General features: G+C 60.5%; 22 protein-coding genes. 9 read left to right on the top strand and 13 right to left on the bottom strand.

All coding sequences use genetic code 11. The features are described from left to right. The first annotated feature begins 101 nt into the window (after positions 1-101). Together AC1Q5O_RS00440 and AC1Q5O_RS00435 are read left to right on the top strand one after the other, a co-directional pair. Positions 102-1,922: a monovalent cation:proton antiporter-2 (CPA2) family protein gene (locus AC1Q5O_RS00440; protein ID WP_492561552.1), complete on the top strand. Its 1,821-nt coding sequence runs from the start codon at positions 102-104 to the stop codon at positions 1,920-1,922. An 81-nt stretch (positions 1,923-2,003) separates the two neighbouring features. Then, positions 2,004-2,174 carry a hypothetical protein gene (locus AC1Q5O_RS00435; protein WP_492561551.1) on the top strand — a complete coding sequence of 57 codons (171 nt, stop codon included), beginning with the start codon at positions 2,004-2,006 and terminating at the stop codon, positions 2,172-2,174. A 44-nt stretch (positions 2,175-2,218) separates the two neighbouring features. Here AC1Q5O_RS00435 and AC1Q5O_RS00430 read toward each other — a convergent pair whose 3' ends face one another. The 5 genes from AC1Q5O_RS00430 to AC1Q5O_RS00410 are packed head-to-tail and all read right to left on the bottom strand — an operon-like array spanning position 2,219 to position 8,406. Next, positions 2,219-3,121: a patatin-like phospholipase family protein gene (locus AC1Q5O_RS00430; protein WP_492561550.1), complete on the bottom strand. Its 903-nt coding sequence runs from the start codon at positions 3,119-3,121 to the stop codon at positions 2,219-2,221. Positions 3,122-3,138: 17 nt separating this feature from the next. Beyond that, the gene (locus AC1Q5O_RS00425; protein WP_492561549.1) at positions 3,139-4,458 is read right to left on the bottom strand and encodes a M16 family metallopeptidase; all 1,320 of its coding nucleotides are present in this window, start codon (positions 4,456-4,458) and stop codon (positions 3,139-3,141) included. Continuing rightward, positions 4,455-5,921 carry a M16 family metallopeptidase gene (locus AC1Q5O_RS00420; RefSeq protein WP_492561548.1) on the bottom strand — a complete coding sequence of 489 codons (1,467 nt, stop codon included), beginning with the start codon at positions 5,919-5,921 and terminating at the stop codon, positions 4,455-4,457. The genes AC1Q5O_RS00425 and AC1Q5O_RS00420 overlap by 4 nt, the downstream gene beginning before the upstream one ends. Before the next feature lie 56 nt (positions 5,922-5,977). After that, positions 5,978-6,535, bottom strand: coding sequence for a 16S rRNA (guanine(966)-N(2))-methyltransferase RsmD (rsmD, locus tag AC1Q5O_RS00415; RefSeq protein ID WP_492561547.1), 558 nt, complete (start codon positions 6,533-6,535; stop codon positions 5,978-5,980). Positions 6,536-6,546: 11 nt separating this feature from the next. Continuing rightward, positions 6,547-8,406, bottom strand: a complete 1,860-nt coding sequence (locus tag AC1Q5O_RS00410) for a pseudouridine synthase (RefSeq protein WP_492561546.1) — start codon at positions 8,404-8,406, stop codon at positions 6,547-6,549. A gap of 108 nt (positions 8,407-8,514) precedes the next feature. On the opposite strand from AC1Q5O_RS00410, the gene AC1Q5O_RS00405 reads away from it, so the two are divergent. Continuing rightward, a complete protein-coding gene (locus AC1Q5O_RS00405; protein WP_223612392.1) occupies positions 8,515-8,946 on the top strand; it encodes a nucleoside deaminase in 432 nt (143 codons plus the stop codon). On the opposite strand, the gene AC1Q5O_RS00400 is transcribed toward AC1Q5O_RS00405, so the two are convergent. From AC1Q5O_RS00400 to AC1Q5O_RS00370, 7 genes are all read right to left on the bottom strand, one after another. Beyond that, entirely contained in the window at positions 8,943-9,929 is a 987-nt protein-coding gene (locus AC1Q5O_RS00400; protein ID WP_472461704.1) for an Lnb N-terminal periplasmic domain-containing protein, read from the bottom strand. The two genes, AC1Q5O_RS00405 and AC1Q5O_RS00400, sit on opposite strands and share 4 nt — an antisense overlap. A gap of 144 nt (positions 9,930-10,073) precedes the next feature. Next, on the bottom strand, positions 10,074-10,748 hold the full coding sequence (locus tag AC1Q5O_RS00395) for a hypothetical protein (protein ID WP_472461705.1): 675 nt from the start codon (positions 10,746-10,748) through the stop codon (positions 10,074-10,076). 191 nt (positions 10,749-10,939) lie between these two features. Beyond that, the gene (gene ileS / locus AC1Q5O_RS00390) at positions 10,940-13,858 is read right to left on the bottom strand and encodes an isoleucine--tRNA ligase (RefSeq protein ID WP_492561545.1); all 2,919 of its coding nucleotides are present in this window, start codon (positions 13,856-13,858) and stop codon (positions 10,940-10,942) included. 282 nt (positions 13,859-14,140) lie between these two features. Further along, positions 14,141-14,989, bottom strand: coding sequence for a MipA/OmpV family protein (locus tag AC1Q5O_RS00385; RefSeq protein WP_492561544.1), 849 nt, complete (start codon positions 14,987-14,989; stop codon positions 14,141-14,143). 104 nt (positions 14,990-15,093) lie between these two features. Beyond that, entirely contained in the window at positions 15,094-16,074 is a 981-nt protein-coding gene (locus AC1Q5O_RS00380) for a bifunctional riboflavin kinase/FAD synthetase (RefSeq protein WP_492561543.1), read from the bottom strand. A 12-nt stretch (positions 16,075-16,086) separates the two neighbouring features. Beyond that, positions 16,087-16,935 carry a TIGR01459 family HAD-type hydrolase gene (locus tag AC1Q5O_RS00375; RefSeq protein ID WP_492563042.1) on the bottom strand — a complete coding sequence of 283 codons (849 nt, stop codon included), beginning with the start codon at positions 16,933-16,935 and terminating at the stop codon, positions 16,087-16,089. Between the two features lie 227 nt (positions 16,936-17,162). Beyond that, positions 17,163-17,498 (bottom strand): winged helix-turn-helix transcriptional regulator, encoded by a 336-nt coding sequence (locus AC1Q5O_RS00370; protein WP_492561542.1) that lies wholly within the window; start codon positions 17,496-17,498, stop codon positions 17,163-17,165. Positions 17,499-17,631: 133 nt separating this feature from the next. On the opposite strand from AC1Q5O_RS00370, the gene AC1Q5O_RS00365 reads away from it, so the two are divergent. The 4 genes from AC1Q5O_RS00365 (at position 17,632) to AC1Q5O_RS00350 (ending at position 21,108) form a co-directional block, all read left to right on the top strand. Beyond that, positions 17,632-18,336 carry a glutathione S-transferase family protein gene (locus AC1Q5O_RS00365; protein WP_492561541.1) on the top strand — a complete coding sequence of 235 codons (705 nt, stop codon included), beginning with the start codon at positions 17,632-17,634 and terminating at the stop codon, positions 18,334-18,336. Between the two features lie 133 nt (positions 18,337-18,469). After that, entirely contained in the window at positions 18,470-19,465 is a 996-nt protein-coding gene (locus AC1Q5O_RS00360) for a cation diffusion facilitator family transporter (RefSeq protein ID WP_492561540.1), read from the top strand. Positions 19,466-19,470: 5 nt separating this feature from the next. Beyond that, the gene (locus tag AC1Q5O_RS00355) at positions 19,471-19,767 is read left to right on the top strand and encodes an ArsR/SmtB family transcription factor (RefSeq protein WP_288191978.1); all 297 of its coding nucleotides are present in this window, start codon (positions 19,471-19,473) and stop codon (positions 19,765-19,767) included. A gap of 96 nt (positions 19,768-19,863) precedes the next feature. Next, positions 19,864-21,108, top strand: coding sequence for an MFS transporter (locus AC1Q5O_RS00350; protein WP_492561539.1), 1,245 nt, complete (start codon positions 19,864-19,866; stop codon positions 21,106-21,108). A 44-nt stretch (positions 21,109-21,152) separates the two neighbouring features. On the opposite strand, the gene AC1Q5O_RS00345 is transcribed toward AC1Q5O_RS00350, so the two are convergent. After that, a complete protein-coding gene (locus AC1Q5O_RS00345) occupies positions 21,153-22,166 on the bottom strand; it encodes a zinc-binding alcohol dehydrogenase family protein (RefSeq protein ID WP_492561538.1) in 1,014 nt (337 codons plus the stop codon). A 100-nt stretch (positions 22,167-22,266) separates the two neighbouring features. Between AC1Q5O_RS00345 and AC1Q5O_RS00340 the strand changes: the two genes are divergently transcribed. Together AC1Q5O_RS00340 and groES are read left to right on the top strand one after the other, a co-directional pair. Continuing rightward, on the top strand, positions 22,267-22,641 hold the full coding sequence (locus AC1Q5O_RS00340; protein WP_492561537.1) for a winged helix-turn-helix transcriptional regulator: 375 nt from the start codon (positions 22,267-22,269) through the stop codon (positions 22,639-22,641). Between the two features lie 239 nt (positions 22,642-22,880). Next, the gene (gene groES, locus AC1Q5O_RS00335; protein WP_105736255.1) at positions 22,881-23,177 is read left to right on the top strand and encodes a co-chaperone GroES; all 297 of its coding nucleotides are present in this window, start codon (positions 22,881-22,883) and stop codon (positions 23,175-23,177) included. Positions 23,178-23,206 lie beyond the last annotated feature (29 nt).

The raw sequence follows: 23,206 nt of genomic DNA, 5'->3' as shown, positions 1-23,206 counted from the left end.
ATCTGACCAATGATCAGACAATGCACTGCCTCCTATATGGTGCAAATTGGGGTCTATCAAGGCAAACACTGGTAACATTCGCAACAGACTGGGTCAGGCTCATGCTTTCACAAAGCGGCAATCTCTACTTTCAGGCTCTGGCTCTGTTGGCTGGGGCGATCATTGCCGCCCCGTTGTTCAAACGGCTCGGGCTTGGGACGGTGCTGGGTTATCTCGCGGCGGGCCTGCTGATCGGGCCGCTGGCGAATCTCATCACCGATGGCGAACAGGTCCTGCATTTTTCCGAACTGGGCGTGGTTTTCCTGCTGTTCGTGATCGGCCTCGAATTGAAACCCACGCGCCTGTGGAACATGCGCCATGCGATTTTCGGCCTCGGCGCGGCGCAGGTCATCGTCTCCGGTGCGGCATTGACCGGGCTCATCCTCGCCTTCCATCTCGTCAACTGGCAGGCGGCTCTGGTCATCGGTTTTGGCCTTGCCCTGTCGTCCACGGCGTTCGCCATGCAGATCCTGGAAGAGCGCGGCGAGACCAATATGCCGCACGGGCAGACATCCTTTGCCATCCTGCTGTTCCAGGATCTGGCAATCGTTCCCTTGCTGGCCATGATTCCCGTGCTTGCACCCGGTTCCGCCCAGCATCAGGCGGATCCGCTTGGTAAATTCCTCATCGCCATCGTCTGCATCGGCGCCATCGTTGCGGTGGGCCGCTATCTCCTCAATCCGCTGTTCCGGTTCATTGCCAATACCGGCGCGCGGGAAGTGATGATTGCCGCCGCCCTGTTCGTCGTGCTCGGCGCCGCGCTGCTGATGCAGTTTGCCGGGCTGTCCATGGCCATGGGCGCGTTCATCGCCGGCGTCCTGCTGGCCGAATCGTCCTACCGGCACGAGCTGGAGGCGGACATCGAACCGTTCCGCGGTATTTTCCTCGGCCTGTTCTTCATGGCCGTCGGGCTGTCGATTGACCTCAAGGTCATCCTTGCCGACTGGGAGGCGATTCTTCTTGCGGTGCCCGTGTTCATGGCGGTGAAGGCACTTGTCGTCTACATCCTGGCGCGGCTCTTCCGGTGCAATCACAATGATGCGACCCGCATCGCCTTCTTCCTGCCGCAGGGCGGTGAGTTCGGTTTCGTCCTGTTCACCACGGCGGCGGCGGCCGGATTGCTCAGCACCTCGACGGCATCGGAGATGATCGCGGTGGTCACGCTGTCCATGGCCGTGATGCCGCTGTCGGTCGCCCTTGGCAACCGCTTTCTTGTCGACGCCCATGCGGAAGAACAGATCGACGAGGATTTCGACGGTGCTGCCGGTGCCGACGTGCTGATGATCGGCTTTTCCCGCTACGGGCAGATCGCCGCGCAGATCCTTTTGGCTGGCGGCACCAGCGTCACGCTGATCGATGCCTCGGCCGACCGCATCCGCGCCGCCTCGAAATTCGGCTTCCGCATCTATTTCGGCGATGGCACGCGCAAGGAAGTGCTGGAGGCCGCCGGTATCCGCCAGGCGAAAATCGTTGCCATCTGCACGCACAGGAAGGAGACCACCGACCGGATCGTCGAGCTCATCCAGTCGGAATATCCTGATATCAAGCTGTTCGTGCGGTCCTATGACCGGGGCCACACGCTGAAACTGCGCGCCCGCGGCGTGCAGTACGAATTGCGCGAGACCTTTGAATCAGGCCTGCTGTTCGGCCGCCGCACGCTTGAAGAGCTCGGAACCAGCGAAGATGTGGCCTACGAGATCATGGAGGACATCCGCCGCCGTGACGAGGATCGGCTGCACATCCAGGCGGCCGAAGGCCTGATGGCGGGCAATGACCTGCTGCTGACACGCCCGGTCACACCGGAGCCGCTGATCAAGCCGACCCGCGAATCCAAGCGCATCGACACGGAAGAGATGCTTCCCGATCCCGAGCCGGCGGAGTGAGGTCGGTAAGACTACGGATTCTGATGAAACCGTGATCCTGATAAAAAGCGACGAACGTACACTCAGTCAGGCTCATTTATCATGGTGACATTCGCACTTGCAGCCGCCGACAAACCAAAACCCGCCCTGTATCGCGGGTTTTGGACAGGAAAGCGCAACCGTCTTGCCATGGCACTCCTGTGGTATGGCATGGCAGCGTTCGGAATAGCTTTCTGGTGGGCCGTCTATCTCGAGGTATTGTCGTTCCTGTGAATGGACGCGGCCAACGGAACAGGCCACCTCTTGATTATAAGCCGCTATTCCTGTTCGGCATGTTCCGTATAGGCAATGGCGGCATCAACAGCGCGCTTCAATTCATCCTTGATACCGATCGACTCGTTCAGCACCTGTTCGACCCGTAGAAAATCCAGCACGCCAAACCGGGCAACGCTGGGCCGCAGGAAGATTGCCGGCGGATCGGTCCGTAACCGCGTGGCGATGATCGACTGCATCATCAGCTGGCTCGCGCCGAACATCGCGTCAATCGACGACGGAAACTTGCGGCCGTCGCCTTCCGGGCCGCCGACCACATCGATACCGATGACGAACTGGGCCCTGTCCTTGAGATGATCGAAAGGCACCGGATTGTAGATGCCACCGTCGATCAGCACACGGTCGTCGCGGCGCACCGGACGGAACAGCGCCGGGATGGCCGCGGAAGCGGCTATGGCGCTGAAGAGATCGCCCTGATGGATGGGAATTTCCCGTTGACCGTAAAAATCCGTTGCGGTGACGCTGAGCGGAATGGGCAGTTCCTCGAACGTGTCGGGTATCTGTTCCGGCAGGAATGTCTTGAGCAGCTTTTCAATGTTGAACTGGCTGAAGCGGATGCCGCCGCCGAACATTTCGCCAAAGGTCGCCGGGCGCAGGCGCCAGAGCCGCGCGGCGATTTCGGCGCGTCGCGACAATGTTGCCACCGCATAGTCGCGTATGTCCCGGCCGGACATGCCCGCTGCCATGCCCGCGCCCATGATGGCGCCGATGGAGGAACCGGAAATGGCGACCGGCCTGATGCCGAGCTCGTCCAGCGCCTCGATGACGTTGATGTGCGCCAGTCCCCGCGCCCCGCCGCCGCCAAAAGCAACCGCAAAACTTGGCGAACTGCTGGCGACGCCGGTTCCCGCAGAACCGGAAACACTCTCGAGATCGCGTGCGCTCATGTCATATCCCCGGCTGATCAGGATTGGGGCGGCCCGATGATCAGAATGGCCGGATCGGTTTCAAGCAGTTTCCGCGCCGCTGCCTTCACCTGATCCAATGTCACAGCATTGATCAGATCCGCGCGCTTGTCGATATAATCGCGGCCCAGATGCTCATCCTGCAGGCCGATCAGCGTGCTGGCGACGGCCGATGACGAATCCAGATTGTTGATGGCATAGGAGCCGACGAGATATTTCTTGGCCTCGACCAGTTCCTGCTCGGTCGGACCGTCCTTGGCCATGCGGGCAACCTCATCCTTGAGGATCTGCAGGGTTTCCCCGGACCGGTCGGAGCGGGTTGCCGTGGATATGGTCAGGGCGGCCATGTGATCCCTGCTGATGAGGGCTGAACCGGCGGAATAGGCAAGGCCACGCTTCTCGCGCACTTCGCTGTAAATTCTCGAGGAGAAGGTACCACCACCCAGAATGTGATTCATGATGTAGGCCGGGAAGAAATCCGCATCCTGACGCCGCACGCCCGGATAAACCATGGAAATGGATGTCTGCGGCAGGGGATAATCGACGCGGGTTGTCTTGCCCAAGGCCAGCTTCGCATCACCAATCGGATCAAGCTGGGCTTTGTCCGGCAGATCGCCAAACACCTTGTCGAGCAACGGTCCCAGCTGTTCCGGGCTGATTGCACCGACAACGCCGACAATAAGATGGTCACGGGCAAAGACCCGCTTGTGATAAGCGGCGAGATCATCGCGGGTGATCGATGCCAGGCTGGCTTCGGTGCCCTGCGACTGGCGGCCATAGGGATGATCGCCATACAGCGCTTCGGCGAACTTGCGGCCGGCGATGGTGTTCGGATCGCGCTCGGCGGCTTTGATGTTGGCAACCACCTGCTGGCGGATCCGGTCAATCGGCGCCTGATCGAAGCGCGGCTTGTTGACGGCGAGCGCCAAGAGATCGACCGCCTCATCGCGCTTGTCGGCAAGCATGCGCATGGCGCCGGAAATGCGGTCATCCCCGGCATTGAAGCTCATTTCAGCGCCGATATCGTCAAGCTTTTCCTGAAATGCATCGGAATCGAGATCGCCGGCACCCTCATCGAAAAGGCCGGTCATCAGATTGGCGAGGCCTTCCTTGCCCTTGGGATCCTGCGCCGAACCGCCCTCAAAGGAAAACCGCAGGGCAATCAGCGGAACGAAGTCATCCTGAACCAGCCAGGCGCGAATCCCCTTGGGAGAAACGACTTCCTTGATTTCCACGGCATAGACCGGTGCCACGGCGAGGATGACCAGCAGCAAGGCGGCGGCCATCCGGTTGAAAGCGGGTGTCAACAGGCGGATCATTGGATGACTCCCTCGGTCTGTGGTTGCATCGGCGCGGTCTCACCCGTCGACGGTATCTTCTCGTCAGGCTTGCCGTTCTCCGGCATCAGGTAACTGGTCACCGAGCGCGAATCGACGAGATAGCGCTTGGCCACGTCCTGAATATCCTGAACCTTCACCGCCTGGATGCGATCCGGCCATTCCTGAATGTCCTTGATCGTCTGACCGGTCGACAGCGTCGAGCCATAGATGCGGGCCATGCCCGCCTGGCTGTCACGGGCAAAGATAACGCTCTTCAGAAAGCGGTTGCGGGCTTTCTCCAGTTCATCTGCTGTAATGCCGTCCTTGATGATGCGGGCAATCTGCGCATCCACGCCGGCTTCCACCTGCTGCAGGGAGGCTGAACCGCGCGGTGCGCCATAGACGGCAAACGTGCCGTCATCAAGCGCGCCGCCCTGGTAATAGACGCCGGCGCTGGCGGCCAATCCATCCTGCACGACCAGTGCCTGATAGACCCGGCTGCGCGTGGACCCGCCGAGGATTTCGCTCAGGAGATCGAGTGCCTCGGCTTCACCGGGCTTGGCATTGTTGTAGGATGGCACCAGCCATATTTTCTGGAAACTTGGCTGCGATACGCGCGGGTCGGCAAGAGATACGGTGCGCTTGGTGTTCTGTTCCGGTTCCTGCGGCCGCATGCGTTTGCCGGGTTCCGAACGGCGCGGCACCTTGCCATAGGTCTTTTCCGCCAGCGCCTTGACCGCCGCCGCATCGACATCGCCCGAGACAACCAGCGTCGCATTGTTTGGCGTGTAGAATTTTTCGTAGAAGGCGAGCGCATCCTTGAGGTTGAGCTGCTGCATCTCGTGCAACCAGCCGATAACCGGGAAGCGGTAGGGGTGGTTCTGATAGAGCGTCGCGTTGACCTCTTCCGACAGCAGGGCGGCGGGATTGGTATCGGTGCGCGACCGGCGCTCTTCGAGCACCACGTCGCGCTCGGTCTTCACCACATCCTCGTTCAGGATGAGGTTTTCCATGCGGTCCGCCTCATAGGTCATGACCATTTCAAGCGCCTGCGGCGACACCTGCTGGAAGAAGGCGGTGTAATCATAGGAGGTGAACGCATTCTCGCGGCCGCCGATTTCAGCCACCTTGCGGGAGAATTCACCGGCCGGATAGGTCTTGGTGGCCTTGAACATCAGATGTTCGAAGAAATGCGCAATGCCCGACTTGCCCGGGTCTTCGTCGGCTGATCCGACATGATACCAGAGCATATGGGTAACGACCGGCGCGCGATGGTCGGGTATCACCACCACTTCGAGACCATTGTCCAAACGGAAGGACGAGACACCGGCACTATCGGCCTTCTGGACCTCCGCGGTGAGCTGCGCCATCGTCTGGGCATGTGCGGGAAGAATGAAACCGGCGGTCGATACTGTTCCGGCCAAAACCAATGCCGCAATGGTACGGCTCACTATTTGCGACATCAATCTTCCTTCGCAATTCTGTTCAAAGCCGGAAGTTTTCCGGTCCGGTCGTTTGCTTAGCCGTTCAACGTGACAAATCGTATGATTGTTCCGCCGTATTGGCGTTCTTCGGCCACCGAGAATCGCGAATCCAGGTTGATCACGGCCTCGGCTTCTTCTTCAAGCACGAGAAGTGTGTCGGGATTGAGCCAGCCGCCTTCAAGAGCGGATTTGAAGGCGAGTTCGCCCAGGCCCTTGCCATAGGGCGGGTCGGCAAAAACGAGATCGAACGGCTCGATCGTGCCGGCATCGCCGAGTTTGGCGGCATCGCGGCGGAAAATCTTGGTGTTGCCCAGCAAACCGAAAGCTTCGACATTGGTGCGGATCAGGCCGCGCCCTTCCGTTGACTCCTCGATGAAGACGCCATAGCGCGCGCCCCGCGATATGGCTTCAAGCCCCAGGGCGCCCGTGCCGGCGAAAAGATCCAGCACGCGCGTCGCTTCAAACTTTTCCGGATAATTGTGCACCAGAATGTTGAACAGGCTTTCCCGCGTCCGGTCCGTGGTGGGCCGGATGGCATTGGTATTCGGCGTCGCCAATGCCCGCCCGCGAAATTTGCCGCCGACAATCCGCATCAAGTCCACGCCTATGGCTTGGGCTTGCGTGGCGGACGGCCTGCGCCGCCGCCGGAACCGCCGCGCGGACCTTTGGGAGCGCCCGATGGCGCACCACGCGGTGCCGCGCCTTTCGGTCCGCCATAGGGCCGGTCACCGGAGCGGCCATCCTGCCGGGTTGGGCGGCCGCTGGTGCCGTATGGACGTTCGGCGCGATTGGGGCGCTCGGACTGGAAGGACGGCTTGCCGCCGGCGGCTTCCCGCTCCTTCAGTTCGGCGCGTTCGCGCTTGCCCACCCGTGGCGGGCGCGGTGGACGCGGGCCATCGCGAGAACCTTCCGGCCGATCCGATCCGAAGGAACGCTTCGGACGCTCGGCCCGCTCGTCATCGCCGCGAGGCGGGCGCGGGGAATAGCTGCGCGGCTTGTCGCCGCCCGCATAGGCACCGGCAGGACGTTCACGCTGCGGCCGGTCACCCGCAGGACGCGCGGAACCTTCCTCGAAACGGCGCGGCCGTTCCGTGCGCGGTGCATCGGAATGGCGGCGCTCGCCGCGCGGTTCGCCGGTCTTTGCCTTGGATTTGCCAACCGGGCGCGCGCCCGGCGCCATCCAGACATTGGCCGAACGGGCACGTGGAGGCGCGGCCTCTTCAGCCTTTGCGCCGCGCGCACCCTTGGGGCCAGCGGCATCGCGCGGCTTGCGGTCGTCCGCACGCGGTGCACGGGCCGGACGTTCGTCGCGGCCGCCGCGTGCGTCGCGCGAGGCTCCTGGCCGTTCGCTGCGATCGGTCGTCAGGCGCGACAGGCCTTCTTCGCGCCTTTCGTCCTTGGACTTGCGCGGGCCACGGCTTTTCGCCACCGGCGCACTCGATATCCATTCGGAGGGACGGCGCGCCGGACGATCGGCAGCCGGCTGCTGTACCGCTTCGCCCTTCACCGCATCGTTGGAAAAGACATTGATGATCGGCGCCTCGAAATCGGCACCGGATTCTTCGATCAGGCGCTCGCCAAGCTGGTCGCGCAGCGTACGGCCATTCATTTCCCGCACCGAACCCTCGGGCAGATCGCCAAGCTGGAACGGGCCATAGGAAATGCGGATCAGGCGATTGACGGACAGGCCAAGCGCACCGAGCACATTCTTGACTTCGCGGTTCTTACCCTCGCGCAGACCCATCATGATCCAGACATTGGAGCCCTGCTCGCGTTCGAGCGTGGCTTCGATCGCGCCGTAGAACACGCCTTCGACGGCAATGCCGTCCTTCAGCGTATCGAGCTTTTCCTGGGTCACGCTGCCATGGGCACGCACGCGGTAGCGGCGCAGCCAGCCGGTGGACGGCAGTTCAAGCGCACGCGACAGGCCGCCATCATTGGTCAGCAGCAGAAGACCTTCGGTATTGATATCCAGACGTCCGACGGAAAGGACACGCGGCATATCTTTCGGCAGGGATTCGAAAACCGTCTGGCGTCCTTCCGGATCGCGGTTGGTTGTCACCAGACCGGCCGGCTTGTGGTAGAGCCACAAGCGCGTGCGTTCTTTCTGCGGCAACGGCTTGCCATCGACCTCGATGCGGTCTTCACGCTTGACATTGATCGCGGGGCTGGCAAGCACCTTGCCATTGACCGAGATACGGCCTGCAGCAATCATTGTCTCGGCTTCGCGGCGCGAGGCTATGCCTGCGCGGGCAAGGTGCTTGGCGATACGCTCGCTGTCGTCGACCGGCGCTTCCTCATGCGATGATCTGCGCGGACCGCGCGTCGCGGGATCCCGCGCTCCGTCATCGAACTTGCGCGGAGCCGGACGGCCACCGCGGCCGCCATCGGCGCCCTTCTTGTCGAAGCTGCGCTTTTCAAAGGGACGTTTACCGCCCTTTCCGTCATCATTTGAACTGGTCATGGAATGTTTGCCTTTCAGCGGGGCTAACTACCAGCTATGACGGCAGCTTGCGAGTAAATTCTGGACCATGAGTGCAGCGTGAACCAAAAAACTGATCCTATGGGACCCATGGACCTTGCCCTGGCCGAGGCGAAGGCAGCGGCAAAACGCGGCGAAGTGCCCGTCGGTGCCGTTCTGGTGAAGGACGGCGTGGTTCTGGCCCAGGCCGGAAACCGCACCCGGGAACGCAACGATCCCACCGCCCATGCGGAGATTCTGGTCATCCGGCAGGGCTGCGAAGCGCTGAACGATGAGCGCCTGACGGGTTGCGATCTCTATGTCACGCTCGAGCCGTGCACGATGTGCGCTGCCGCCATTTCTTTCGCCCGTATCCGGCGATTGTACTACGGGGCGCAGGACATCAAGGGCGGCGGCGTGGAAAACGGCGCGCGATTTTTTGCCCAGCCCACCTGCCATCACGCGCCGGAGGTCTATTCCGGCTTCCGCGAGCAGGAAGCTGAAACCATCCTCAAGGAATTCTTCCGCGCAAAGCGGCTCTAATTGTCGGTGCGTATCCGGGCGGTAAAGTCTTCCGCCTTGTCGGCATCCATGGCGCGCTGGTTGATCAAAGCCGCCTCAATCTCCGCTTCGAGCGGCTTGCTCCGGTCGATGGCGCCAAGATCATAGAGATAACCGGGCAGGTAACCGGAAAGGATGACGCGGTAGTCCAGCGGCACTCCGGGCGTGATTGCCCGGATCATGTCAAAGATCACCGTCGTGCAATTGGCCGTCACCGTGTTGTAGAATTGCGCCTGCTTGGACAGCCGGTTGCCGGTGTCGAGGTAGGACAGAAACAGCGCCTGCCGCATTTCCGGCGTCAGGTTGACCCGATACCGATACACATCCTCCTTGCGGATATTGCTGCGCAACCGGATGATGTCGCGCTCGTCGGCGGCGATCATCGCCAGTTCGAACTGTTTGAAAAAGCCGCCGATTTCCGAGAACTGCTCGTGCCGCTTCTTGCGGATCTCGGCCGAGAAAACCACCTGATCACCATTGTTGAAACCGAAACTCACCAGCGTATGCGCAATGGCCGGGCTCGACCAGTACGACAGAAACACATCCACCGAAGCCAGATTTTCCAGATCATAGGACCGGACTTCCCAGCGCGGTGTGTAATCCGTCTGGCTGCGCCATTCGAAATTGCGGACATTGGCCAGCGTCACATGATTGCCCACCAGTGTTCCCGTGACGGTCTGCGCCACGTCATCCGCCCAGATGCGATTGAGCGACGGAGTTATGGTGCTCCACCAGAACAGGAGGGCCGCCATGACCGGAATGAGCACAATCAGGGCGCGCCGCACCCGCCCCGTTACCTCGAGCCAAAGAACCACAAGCCCGATCAGGACCCAGACAATCACACCGCCGGTCACACCGGGCAGGTCCAGAGGAAGTTGATACCAGAGCGCAAATCCGCCCCAGAAAAAACCGAAGGCTGTCAGGAGAATGAGAATGATCAATCCGGGAAGACGCAAAAGACGCAAGATCGGTGGCCCTCAACTGACAAGCTGTGACGCAATAGTCTCGGTACATCAAGGCAAAGGCAAGACGCTTTCTGAGGTCCAAAAAAGAAAGGCTCCCTGAAGGAGCCTTTCACGTGTCATGCAGCGGTTCAAATTCCGGCGGCATCAATTCCAGGGAATGAGGTTTTTGAAGCTGAAGCCCTTGTCCTTGCGGGCAGCGGCCTTGCGGTCGCGTTCCTTCTTGGCTTCGTCTTCGCCAAGCTCATCGGCAGCGGCCGTCGCCGCCGGGGCGCGATAGGCCAGCGGCGGCTCGCTCAGATAACGCCGCGTGGTCGCCGAGCCGGCGGTCGAAGCAAGGCGGCGGGCGCGGAATTCCGCAGACTGCTTGCTTGCCGTGCTCACGCCCGAGGGTGGCGGGTTTCTGTCGTTGTAGACGCCATGCTCGCCATTATCGACAGCCCGTGTTGCGGGCGGCGTGTCATTTTCGATCTGCGGCACATAGTTGGGATTGTTCTGATTGGCCGTAGCGTCATCACGCAAACGCTTGCGCCGCTGTTCCGGTGATTCCGGCCACTTCGCAGCGTTCGCGGCGACGGCATTTTCCTGCGGCGCCGGCAACTGGCCTGGCTTGCCAGCGACAGGGCGAACGAGATCCGGGCGCGGATTATAGGTTATCGGGTCTTTTTTCTTGGGACTGAACGAAGCGATATTGGAAACGTCGTCCAGCAACTGGCTGCCAGATGTCTTGTTGGTGCCATAGGTTGGTGACGACATGCACCCGGCCAGCGTCAAGGACGCCAGCATTGCACCAAGAACCGTAATACGTCCGTTCAAATCCATACTCGCCACTTTCGCCTCAAGCTCGTATTGCCGACTCCGCCGAGTCAATATGCTTGATCAATGCCCTGCCTGTTAAATCAGGCAACTCAATGGCAAGCCTTTTACATGAGGCCCGTCCCAATAAGCAAGCCGAAGCAACCTATTGTTAAGCAAAATGCGGATCATCCAGAGAATGATCCGCATTTATACACTTAAATGGCGAGTTTGCCGAGTTTTGCCAGTTCATGCAGTGCCGCCGCGTCGCGGGCCGACACATCCGGATAGGCCGGATCGGAGCCAACATCATGGGTATAACGCCATGAACGGGCGCATTTTGTACCCGATGCGCGCTCGGGAACGACCGCCACGCCCTTCACGTCCTCGGCAATGAAGGCCCCGGCCGGAGCCGCTTCGTTCCTGATCGTGATGGCGCTGGTGATGCAGATTTCAGCCATATCGAGATCGGAAACGGCAGCGAACAATTCCGGATCGGTGACAAAGACCACCGGCGCAGCCTCAAGCGACGAACCAATGCGCTTGTCGGCCCGTTCCAGCTCCAGCGCGCCTGTGACGGCCCGCCGGACATCGCGCACCTTGCGCCACTTCTCGGCCAGGGCTTCGTTCTTCCATTCGGCCGGCGTCGCGCGGAACTGCTCGAGATGAACCGAGACAGCAGTGGGATACTGGTCGAGCCAGGCTTCCTCCGTGGTGAACGGCAGCATGGGCGCAAGCCAGGTCACCAGACGGTCGAACAGGTGACGCACAACCTGCAGGGACGCACGGCGCTTGATGCTGGACGGCGCGTCGCAATACAGCGCATCCTTGCGGATATCGAAGTAGAACGCCGACAATTCGACGTTCATGAAATCGATCAGGGACCGGGTGATGCGCTTGAATTCGAAGGCATCATAGCTCGAGCGGACCACCTCGTCGAGTTCGGCGAGACGGTGCAGCATCAGCTTTTCCAGTTCCGGCATATCAGCATAGGCGATTTCATCCCCGGCATCGTGGGCCAGGGTGCCAAGCATCCAGCGGATGGTGTTGCGCAGCTTGCGATAGGAATCGATGTTCGTCTGGATGATGTTCTTGCCCAGACGCTGGTCTTCCCAATAATCCGTGGTCATGACCCACAGGCGCAGGATATCGGCGCCGGAATCCTTGATCACATCCTGCGGCGTGACTGTATTGCCGAGCGACTTCGACATTTTGCGCCCCTCCTCGTCCATGGTGAAACCATGGGTAACGAGGGTGTTGTAGGGCGCACGGCCACGGGTACCGCAGCTTTCCAGCAGCGACGAATGGAACCAGCCGCGATGCTGGTCGGAGCCTTCCAGATAGACATCGGCAGGCCATTTCAGGTCAGGGCGGTCTTCCAGCGTGAAGACATGGGTCGAGCCGGAGTCAAACCAGACATCGAGAATGTCGCGCACCTGCACCCACGGCTCGTTTGCCTTTTCGCCAAGGAAACGCGCGCGCGCGCCTTCGGCAAACCAGGCATCGGCGCCTTCCTGTTCGAATGCTTCGAGAATGCGGGCATTGACCGCATCGTCCTTGAGCACGTTGCCGTTCTCGTCGGCAAACACGCAGATCGGCACACCCCAGGCGCGCTGGCGCGACAGGACCCAGTCGGGACGGTCTTCGATCATGGCACGCAGCCGGTTCTGGCCGCCGGCGGGTACGAAACGCGTCTCGTCGATCGCCGCCAGGGCGCGCGAACGCAATGTGGTCAGATCGCCCAGATCCTTGTCCATATAGACAAACCATTGCGGCGTGTTGCGGAAGATCACCGGCTTCTTCGAACGCCATGAATGGGGATACGAGTGCTTCAGCCGGCCGCGGGCAAACAGCGCACTGCGCGCGATAAGCTCCTCGATGACGGCCTTGTTGGCATCGCCCTTCTTGCCATTGTCGTCGATGACGCGCGCGGCTCCGCCTTCGCGGTCCGGACCAAAGCCCGGAGCGTCCTTGGTATAGAAACCGGCATCATCAACGGTGAACGGGATAGCCGGAGAAATACCCTTCGCCTCGAGCTCACGCGCAGCAGCGGTCCACGCGTCAAAGTCCTCGCGGCCGTGGCTTGGGGCGGTATGCACGAAGCCGGTACCGGCATCGTCGGTAACGTGATCACCGGCAACCAGCGGAACCACAAATTCATAGCCGCCGCCCAGCCCCTTGAAAGGATGCGCCAGGGTCATGGCGGCAAACTCGTCGGCCGCAACGGTCTTGATCCGCTTGAAGGTCAGCTTGGCCTTGGCCGCGGATTCCTCCGCAAGCGCGTCGGCGAAGATCAGCCTTTCGCCCGGCCGGGGTCCAAAATCATTTTCAGCGGTTTCGACCTCGTAAAGCCCATAGCCAATGCGCGGGGAATAGCTGACGGCGCGGTTGCCCGGGATGGTCCATGGCGTCGTGGTCCAGATCACCACATGCGCCGCGCCAAGATCGCCCGCGCCATCTGCGACCGGGAATTTCACCCAGATGGTGTCGCTTTCATAGTCCTGATACTCGACCTCGGCTTCCGCCAGCGCCGTGCGCTCGACCACCGACCACATCACCGGCTTCGAACCGCGATAGAGCTGGCCGGACATGGCGAACTTGAGCAATTCCCCGGCGATGCGGCTTTCCGCATGGAAAGCCATCGTCGTGTAGGGATTGTCGAAATCGCCCTCGATGCCGAGGCGCTTGAATTCGGCGGACTGGATCTTGATCCAACTGGCGGCGAACTCACGGCACTCCTTGCGGAATTCGTTGATCGGCACGTCGTCCTTGTCCTTGCCCTTGGCGCGGTACTGTTCCTCGATCTTCCATTCGATCGGCAGGCCGTGGCAATCCCAGCCGGGAACATAGTTGGAATCGAAACCGCGCATCTGGAACGAGCGGGTGATGACGTCCTTGAGGATCTTGTTCAGCGCATGGCCGATATGGATATTGCCATTGGCATAGGGAGGACCGTCATGCAGCACGTAGAGCGGGCGCCCCTTCCCGTCTTCGCGCAATTTCCTGTAGAGATTCATCTCGCCCCAGCGCTTGACGAATTCCGGCTCCTTGGCGGGCAGGCCCGCGCGCATCGGAAAATCGGTCTGCGGCAGATAAAGTGTCTTCGAATAGTCGAGTGGGTTGGCGGTGTCGGTCATTTTTCCAGCTTGTGAACAGGCCCGCGCGTGATCGCAGCAGGCAAAGATGTGACGAAAATCAAAAAAGAGCGCGATGGCGCATCCGGAAAACCCGGACCTTCCGCACCCGCAAGCCTAGGCTTCAGGCAAACCGGAAGGCCGGGCCAGTAATTCGTGGTGTCCGAAGCGGTATGGACTGTGCAAGGGTCCAGGAAACAGTTTTCATGAGCGCGCTTTTAGCAATCACTGCTTCCAGAATAAAGGGGCTGACGCAATAAACTTCGCATCAGCCCGATATATCGGTCAAAGCGCGAAGTCGAAGCGGTAGGTTGCCTGCAGGCCGAAGGTCGCCTGGTTGGCCGACCCGCGTTCCTTGACGATGCTGGAATCGGCTGCCGGTCCCATCAGGCGGCTATACTCCGCATAGGCACTGGTTTCGATCTTGTCCGTCGCCTTCCAGGTGATCTGGCCGCCGAGACCAAGCGATTTCAGACCGCCGCCATCGGGACGGTAGGTCGACAGGCCGGATCCAGCCGCTTCCGTCGGGTTCACCCCGTAATACTGCTTGAAGTAATCCCGCGACGCCACGGTGGCGCGCGGCCCGGCCGAAACGCGCACGGTCGGCGTCAGGTCCTTGAAGGCATCGACGGCAAAGTCGGCAACGACGCCGTCATGCGAACCGATACCCCGGCGCACCTCGACACGGCCGCGAATATTGTCCGTCGGATAGAATTCGGCGAAGCCGCCCACTTCGACACCCCAATCGACATCATGCACGCCCTTGAGATTCGCATCGCCGCTGTCGCGGCCGGTGATCAGCTTGCCGGTGATACCGGTGCGGAACACGCCCGTATCGATCAGGCCGATCGACGCATTGTCATTGAGGGAGCTGAAACGGGCGGCGGCTCCGGCACGGCCCAGCGAGATAACCGGCGCGGCCCGCAGAAGATAATCCTTGGCGCCTTCATAGCGCGGGGCGATGAAGCCCTTCGCGCCGAGGGTCAGGTACCAGTCACCCGACCACCAATGCTGGCGAGGCGCAGCCGCTGTCTGGTTCTGCTGGCCTTCGTAATAATAATCATCGGCAGAGCCCGGGACGGCACCGGCAAGTATAAGGGCGCCCGAAAGAGCGGCGACGAGACGAACATGCATGAAATCACTCCAAAATTTCGCCTGGGAGGGCGGCAGATTTGAGAATGACGCTAGCGAAGGATAGATAAAATTGGATTTATTCTTATGGTAAACAATTTACCGTTTCATCGAAAATTAATCGTGTCGTCCAGAGCGGATAACGGTTTCACTCCCTGCAACAGAGCACGCGCTTCTTCCTCGTCGTGCCCGATCTGCTGCATCATCGGCTCAAGCCCGTCGAACTTTTCCTCGCCGCGCAGATAGCCGAAGAACGAAACCGCGCAGATTTCGCCGTAGAGATTGCCGGTGAAATCGAAGATATAGGTTTCGAGCAGCGGCGCGCCATCGGTATCCACGGTCGGCCTGCGGCCAAAGCTGGCCACACCGTCATGGAGTGTGCCGTCCGTACGGCGAAAACGCACGGCATAAATGCCTTCCTGCAGATGCGTCTCGGGTGGCAGCACCATATTGGCCGTGGGGAAGCCGATCGTGCGGCCAAGCTGCTTGCCATGCACCACTTCCGCGCGAATCCGGTGGCGGTATCCCAGGAGCCCCGACGCTTCGACAATGTCGCCCGCACCCAGAAGTTCGCGAATGCGGCTGGATGAAATGGCCTGCCCGCCCTCGTCGCGGAACGCATCGACGAGCGTGACCTGAAAACCGCGCTTTTCCCCGGCATCCATGAGAAAGGCCGGACCGCCCTGCCGTCCCTTGCCGAAGTGGAAGTCAAACCCCGCCACGATACGGCTCGCTCCAAGACCGGCAACGAGAATCTCGTCCACGAACACATCGGCCGTGAGCTGCGAGAAATCCCGGGTGAAATGGCATTCCACCACGGCATCGAAACCGAGGGCTTCCAGGATGGAGGCTTTTTCCGCCGCGGGTGTCAGCCGGTCGACCGGCTGATCTGGCACGAAGACGCTGCGCGGATGCGGCTCGAAGGTCAGAACCAGCGAAGGCTTTCCGGCGGCGTGGGCGGCATCAAGCGCCCGCCCCAGAACAGCCTGATGGCCGCGATGCACACCGTCAAAATTACCGATCGCCACCACGGCGCCCTTCAGATGCTGCGGCAGATGCGAAGGGTCGGTCAGGCGTAGAATCGGCATGGTGCGTGTACCTCAGGCGAGAGCCGGCATGGTGGCAACGGGGTTGCTGCCATGCTTCTTGAGAAAGCCGAGCAGCTTTTCCAGATCAAATATGCCGCCTCTCACATAATCGCCGGCGTGAATGCCGCCGGAAATATATAGCACGTCGATTCCGAAGAGATCGGCGCCCTTCACGTCCGTCAGCATGCCGTCACCAATGGCGAGCACGCGCGCAAGGTCGACAGGCCCGCCGCGCACGGCCTCCGCCGCGGCAATGGCCGCTTCGTAAATGGGGCGATGCGGCTTTCCGGCAATGAGCGTGCGCCCGCCCAACTGGCCATAATCGCGCGCCAAGGCACCCGCGCACCAGATCAGCCGGTCGCCACGCTCGACGACGATGTCGGGATTGGCGCAGATGAACGGCAGGTTGCGCGAGCGAAAGCGCGTGAGCATGTCGGCATAGTCGTCCGGACCTTCGGCATCATCGTCGAAAAAGCCGGTGCAGACCACGACATCCGCTTCACGCTCTTCGGTCAGCTCGACATCAAGCCCTTCATACAACGTTTCATCGCGTTCCGGCCCCAGATGGAACACACGGCGCGGCGCGTTGCGGATCAGGTCGCGCGTGACATCGCCCGATGTGACGATGCGGTCATAGGCGGCATCCGGCACACCGAGCATCTTGATCTGCTGGGCCACACCGGCGAAGGGACGCGGCGCATTGGTGATCAGGATCACCGTCTGCCCGGCTTCCCGTGCCCGCTGCAACGCGTTGGATGCGGCGGCAAAGGAATCAATACCATTGTGCAGAACACCCCAGACATCACACAGGAGAACATCATATCGGTCTCTGAGCGCATCGAGACGCTGCAAATGTACCATGTCGGTCATGCCGATCCTTTCAGATTGCCGGAGCGAATAAGATGGCATCGCTTAGCCGATAGCGGCAATCGTGTCACCTGTGATTGTCGCTTCTGGCTCTTCAGTTCATCTGGAACGTGGCAGAACAATCGTGCGTGGTTCGACAAGCTCACCATGAGAGAGGTGGTTTGATTGCAGCCCACAAACTTCCCTCATGGTGAGCTTGTCGAACCACGCACCCCTGGTAATTACGCTGCAGCCTTGACGTAGCCGCGGCTGGCCAGCCGGTCACCGCATTCGCCGAGCACATCGACCAGCGTCTTGAGGCGCCGCCCCTCATCCGTCAGGCTGTATTCGACACGCACCGGAACCTGCGGGATGATCGTGCGGGTCACGTAGCCGGCCTCTTCGAGTGCGCGCAGGTCGAGGGTGAGCATGCGCTGAGAAATTTTCGGCATGTCACGGCGCAGTTCGCTGAAACGCTTCGTCCCCTCCAGCAGATAGTAGACGAGCAGGATGCGCCAGCGCCCGCCCAGCACCAGCATGGCATTTTCGACGGGGCATTCGGAAACCAGGTCTTTCATGACACCCATTCCATCTGATAGTTGGTATAAAATTTGTACCAACATGACATTTTTGTGCCTTCTTTACAATAGTGACCGATATCGCCATCTTCAATTTCACCGCGGTATGACATTCAAAAATGAGGAAATGAAAATGGAACCCGTATTGTTTTATGGCGTGCCGCATGGCTGCTCGTTCGGTTCAATCGTCGCGCTGGAATGGCTCGGCCAACCCTATCGCCTTGCCCGTATCGACATGCTGGCCAAGTCGAAGAGCGCAATCTATGGCCGCGTAAACAGCATGCACCAGACACCGACGCTGCTTCTGGAAAACGGCAGCAGCCTGCGCGAAAGTTTTGCCATTCTCCACAACATCGCCGCACGCGATCTCGGTAAGCAGCTGGGGTTTGCCCAGGGCACCGAGGCGCATGACAGGCTCAACCAGATGCTGGCCTATCTGCACACCAGCTTTCACTCGGCCTTTGCGTCGGCCTGGACCGCCTACAAGCTGAAAGAGGGCGATCCGGCGATCAAGATACTGCGCGACCTGGCGCGGGAGAAGGCCGTCTCCTGCTATGCTTATCTGCAATCCCATCTGCAGGGGCGGGATTGGCTTGTCGGCACCAACAGGACGATTGCCGACGCCTACATGATCGGCATCGCCCGCTGGGGCGAGGATCTCGGTCTCTTCGACCTCAAAACGGAGTATCCCGGCCTTCATGCCTATCTGCAGAAGCTGGAAGCCGACAAGGCCGTGATTTTTGCCCATGCCATCGAGGACGAAACCCCGGCTGTCACCAGCGGCCAGTTTCTCGGCCACGTCACATTGGATGAGGCTGGAACGCGGCTGGCCGCCTGATCGCGCCGATGACGATCCGCCGGGACCCTTCCGGCGGATCGAGCACACTGCCGTTCGGACCCGCTGCGATTGACGTGCAATATATGAACATGTATTTATATGTTTTATGTCATCAACGGGACGAGCCGGAACAATGTCGCAGTCGCACGCAGGGCACGACCATGGCCCCAAAATAACCAATGACAATCAGCGCAAGGTGCTGATCGCCTTCATCATCACGTTCTCCTATATGATCATCGAGGTGGTCGGCGGCGTCATGTCCGGTTCGCTGGCGCTGATTGCCGATGCGGGACACATGCTGACCGATGCCGGTGCGCTTGCCCTGTCCTATGCCGCGTTCCGGTTTGGCCAGCGCGCGGCAGACCAAAGCCGCACCTATGGCTATCTGCGCTTCGAGGTCATCGCCGGCCTCATCAATGCCATCGCGCTCTTCGCCATTGTTGTCTGGATCGCCATCGAAGCGATCAACCGCTTCCGCTCACCCGGTGAAATTCTGGCGGGCCCCATGTTCCTCGTGGCCTTCGTCGGGCTGCTCATCAACATGCTGGTGTTCTGGATCCTGACCCGCGGCGACAAGGAACATGTGAACATCAAGGGCGCCGTCCTGCACGTCATGGGCGACCTTCTCGGCTCCGTCGGCGCCATCAGCGCAGCCATCATCATCTATTTTACCGGTTGGACGCCCATCGACCCGATTCTCTCCATCCTGGTTTCCGTGCTGATCCTGCGCAGCGCCTGGGCCCTGCTGCGCAACGCGCTGCACATCCTGCTGGAAGGCGCACCTGAAAATGCCAAACCGGAGGAAATCCAGACCTATCTCATGGGAGCAGTTGCAGGGCTTGCTGCCGTCAGGCACGTGCATGTCTGGCTGATCACGTCGGGCAAGGCGCTTGCCACGCTGCATGTCCAGCCAAAGGACGGAACCGACCCGCGCCATCTTGTGAAGACCGTCGAGGCGGAGCTCGCCAAACGCTTCGACATCCAGCATGCCACCATCGCCATCGATTGGCCGGATATGCCGCATGACGAAGGCGAAATCGGGCTACAGCCCGCCTCCGCCTCGGGAGATCACGAGACGGACGGCAATCACGCCGGCCATGATCACAGCCACGCGGGACACAAGCATTGACGGCCATGACGATGCCAACGGAATCCGATACCGCAAGCCTCGCTGAAACCTTCAAACTCCTCGGCGATCCGACCCGCCTGCGCATTCTGTTCTATTGCCTCGATGCGCCGCGATCCGTCGGCGATATCGCGGAAAGCCTTCACCTGTCGCAATCGCTGGTCAGCCATCATTTGCGTCTGTTGCGCAGCGCCCGCCTCGTGCGCGGCGACCGGCGTGCCAGGCAAATCTTCTATGCGCTTTCCGATGCGCATGTCAGCGGCATGCTGATGGATATGGCCCACCACGTGCGCGAGGACGGTTGAAGGCTCCTGACACAAACCGTCAGGGTCGTCATATTCACTGCAAAGATTTTGCACTAGTCTGGCCGGATCGTTCCTCCGCAAGCCTGTTTTCGCCCCATGCAATTCATCACACTGCTTCGCCGACGCTCCATCGGCTTGCTCTGGTCCGGCCTTGCCCTGTCCGCCATTGGCGACCAGCTCTATACGGTCGCGCTGAGCTGGATTGCCGTTGATATATTCGGCCCGGCCGCCGGTTACATCGCCGCGGTCAAATCGGCGATCATCCTTGCCGTCCTGTTCCTGGGTGGCGCCATGTCGGATCGCTGGGACCGCAGCCGCACGATGATCGGCGCCGACCTTTGCCGCTGCGCCGTGCTGGTGCTCGTGGTTCTCTTCTGGATGATCGAAGGACAACCGGACGCCTGGGTGCTTGCCTTGGCCGTCGCGGTTCTTGCCGCCGGTGAAGCCCTGTTCCTGCCGGCGCTGCAGACCATTCTGCCGCCGCTGATCGCCAATGAACCGGGCCTGCTGGCCGGCACCAATGCGCTGCTCGATGCGACGAACCGGCTGGCGCGATTGCTTGGTCCCGGACTGATTGCATTGGCTGGCGCGATCATTGCCCCCATTCATTTCTTCACCGCCAATGCCCTGAGCTTCCTGCTTTCAGCGGCAGCGATCATGGCATTGCCTTTGTCTTCGACAGCGGTCGCGCCGCCCGTGAGCCAGCGGAAAAAACACCCGCTCGCCAGCCTGTCCTACGGTTATCGCGCCATGCACAGGCAACCGCTGCTCGGCTTCCTGCTCGACAGCAATGCCTTCATTGGCGGTGCATGGTATGTGGCCTTCTTCCTCGCTGTTCCCCTGATCATCTCCAGCCAGTTCGATGCGTCGCTGACAACCGGTTTCGGGCTCTACGGTCTGGTGATCGCGGCATTCGGGGTGAGCAATCTCATCGCCAATCTCGTTGTCGGCAACCGTCCCATGCCGGAACATCCGGCGCGGATGATCTATCTCGGCGTGTGTACAACCGGCACAGGCATCCTGCTGATGGCGCTGGCCGCCCTTGCACCCATCCCTGTGCACCGGCGTCTCGTCGGCTTTGTCATCGCTTCGGGAGTGTCGGGTTTCGGCGGCCCTTTCAAGGACGTCGCCTTTGCAACCCTGCGCCAGACCCTGCTGCCGTCAGCCGATATTGCACCTGCCACACGCATCTATATCGTGACCTCACACGCCGGCATGCTCTTCGGCATGCTGGTTGCCCCGATGATGAGCAGCCGCGTCAGCCCCGGCGATCTTCTCCTCATCTGCGGCGGCACCTATCTTGCGGTGGCCATCATCGGCTGGCTGCGGTTTGCACGATAATGCGATAGCGGGCAGAGCATGGACGCCCTGCCCGCCGCAGTTGTTTAAAAGCCGGTCAGGACAATCTTGCCGCGGGCTCGCCCGCTTTCAATAAGCGCATGGGCCTTTTTCAGATTGGCTGCTGAAATCGGGCCAAGATCGTCGGCAAGGGTGGTGCGCAGCGTGCCGGCATCCACCAGTTCCGCCACCCTGTTGAGCAGCTTGTGCTGCTCCTCGATATCGGCGGTATCGTAACGCGAGCGGGTGAACATCACCTCCCAGTGAATGGAGACACTCTTCCATTTGAACGGCATGATATCGTAGCTTTTCGGATCATCGATCAGGCCGAACCGGCCCTGCGGCGCAATCAGTGCCGCAATCTCCGTACGATGCGTATCGGAGTTTGTCGTCGCAAAGACAAAGGCGGGGGCACCGAGACCGAGCGCTTCCACCTGCGCGGCGAGCGGCTTTGAATGATCGATGACATGGTGTGCGCCCAGTTCCTCCACCCATTGGCGGGTTTCCGGGCGCGAGGCCGTGGCGATCACCGTCAGGTTGGTCAGTTTGCGCGCAAGCTGCACCGCAATCGAACCGACCCCACCGGCACCGCCGATAATCAGAATGGCGTTGGCTGCGCCAACCACCGGTATGTCGATGTGGAGCCGGTGAAACAGCATTTCCCATGCGGTAATCGACGTCAGCGGCAGGGCAGCCGCGGCGCTGAAATCGAGGGACTTCGGCTTCGTGCCAACGATGCGCTCATCGACCAGATGATATTCGGCATTGGTTCCAGGGCGATCCACCGCTCCCGCATAGAACACCTCGTCCCCAACCTTGAAGTGCCGGACATCCGGCCCCACCGCTGTAACGATGCTGGCGGCATCCCAGCCGAGAACTCTTGGCTGGCCCGCTTCCGGCTTTGCACCGGCGCGGATTTTCGTATCGACGGGATTGACCGATATGGCTTTCACTTCGACCAGAAGGTCGCGCCCCTGCGCTTCGGGCTTGGGCAGATCGATATCGACGAGTGAGGTTTCCGCAGTGACCGGCTGCGGTTCATAATAGGCGACAGCGCGCATAGGCATTCTCCAGATAAGTTGACGCTGTTCAAATGCGCGCTATGTTCGAACAGTGCAAGAATGCACATAAATTGCATATAGTGTCATAAAGGATACCGTGATGCCGCGCATCCGCCATACGAATTTTGATTGCGCACCGGGTTGTCCGGTGGAAGGAACGCTCAATCTCATCGGCGGCAAATGGAAGGGCATGATCCTTTTTCACCTGATGTCCGGTACGCTGCGCTTCAACGAAATCCGCCGTCACCTGAACAGCGTTACCCAGCGCATGCTGACCAACCAGCTGCGCGAGCTGGAGGCCGACGGCTTCATCACACGCAAGGTCTATGCACAGGTACCACCCAAGGTGGAATACTCCCTGACGGACCACGGCCGCAGCCTGGAGCCGATCATATCGGCCCTCAAGGTCTGGGGAGATACCCATCTGCGTTCCGAAGCGGCAAAGCCTGCAGCGGTGCGGTCGCGGGCCGCATAACCGCAGACGCGTCATCATTGGTTCACAATTGCATGGGATGATTTTGCATGGCTGAAGACGCGCCAGCGTGCATTGCTTTTCAGTCATTCGCCGAAAATTCGGCAAACCTCTCCCTTGACTCTTCCATGGCTGCCCACTATTTCCGAGCCCAGTTAGCACTCGTCACTTGTGAGTGCTAATAACGCGGACGATCACTCGTTCGCTTCACCGTTTTGACACCAACATCAAGGGTTCTAACCATGGCCAAGACCAAGTTCCGCCCGCTTCACGATCGCGTCGTCGTACGCCGTATCGAATCCGAAGCAAAGACTGCAGGCGGCATCATCATTCCGGATACTGCCAAGGAAAAGCCACAGGAAGGCGAAATCGTCTCCGTCGGTACCGGCGCTCGTGACGAAGCCGGCAAGCTCATCCCGCTCGATGTCAAGGCAGGCGATCATGTCCTGTTCGGCAAGTGGTCGGGCACGGAAGTCAAGATCGGCGGCGAAGATCTGCTGATCATGAAAGAATCCGACATTCTGGGCATCCTCGGCTAATCAGCCGGTTTTCCCTTTAATCAACGAAT

It is taken from the genome of Phyllobacterium sp. MT110 (assembly GCF_058792715.1).
The sequence above is the reverse complement of the archived record's forward strand: the minus strand, read 5'-3'. Positions and strand labels throughout refer to the sequence as shown.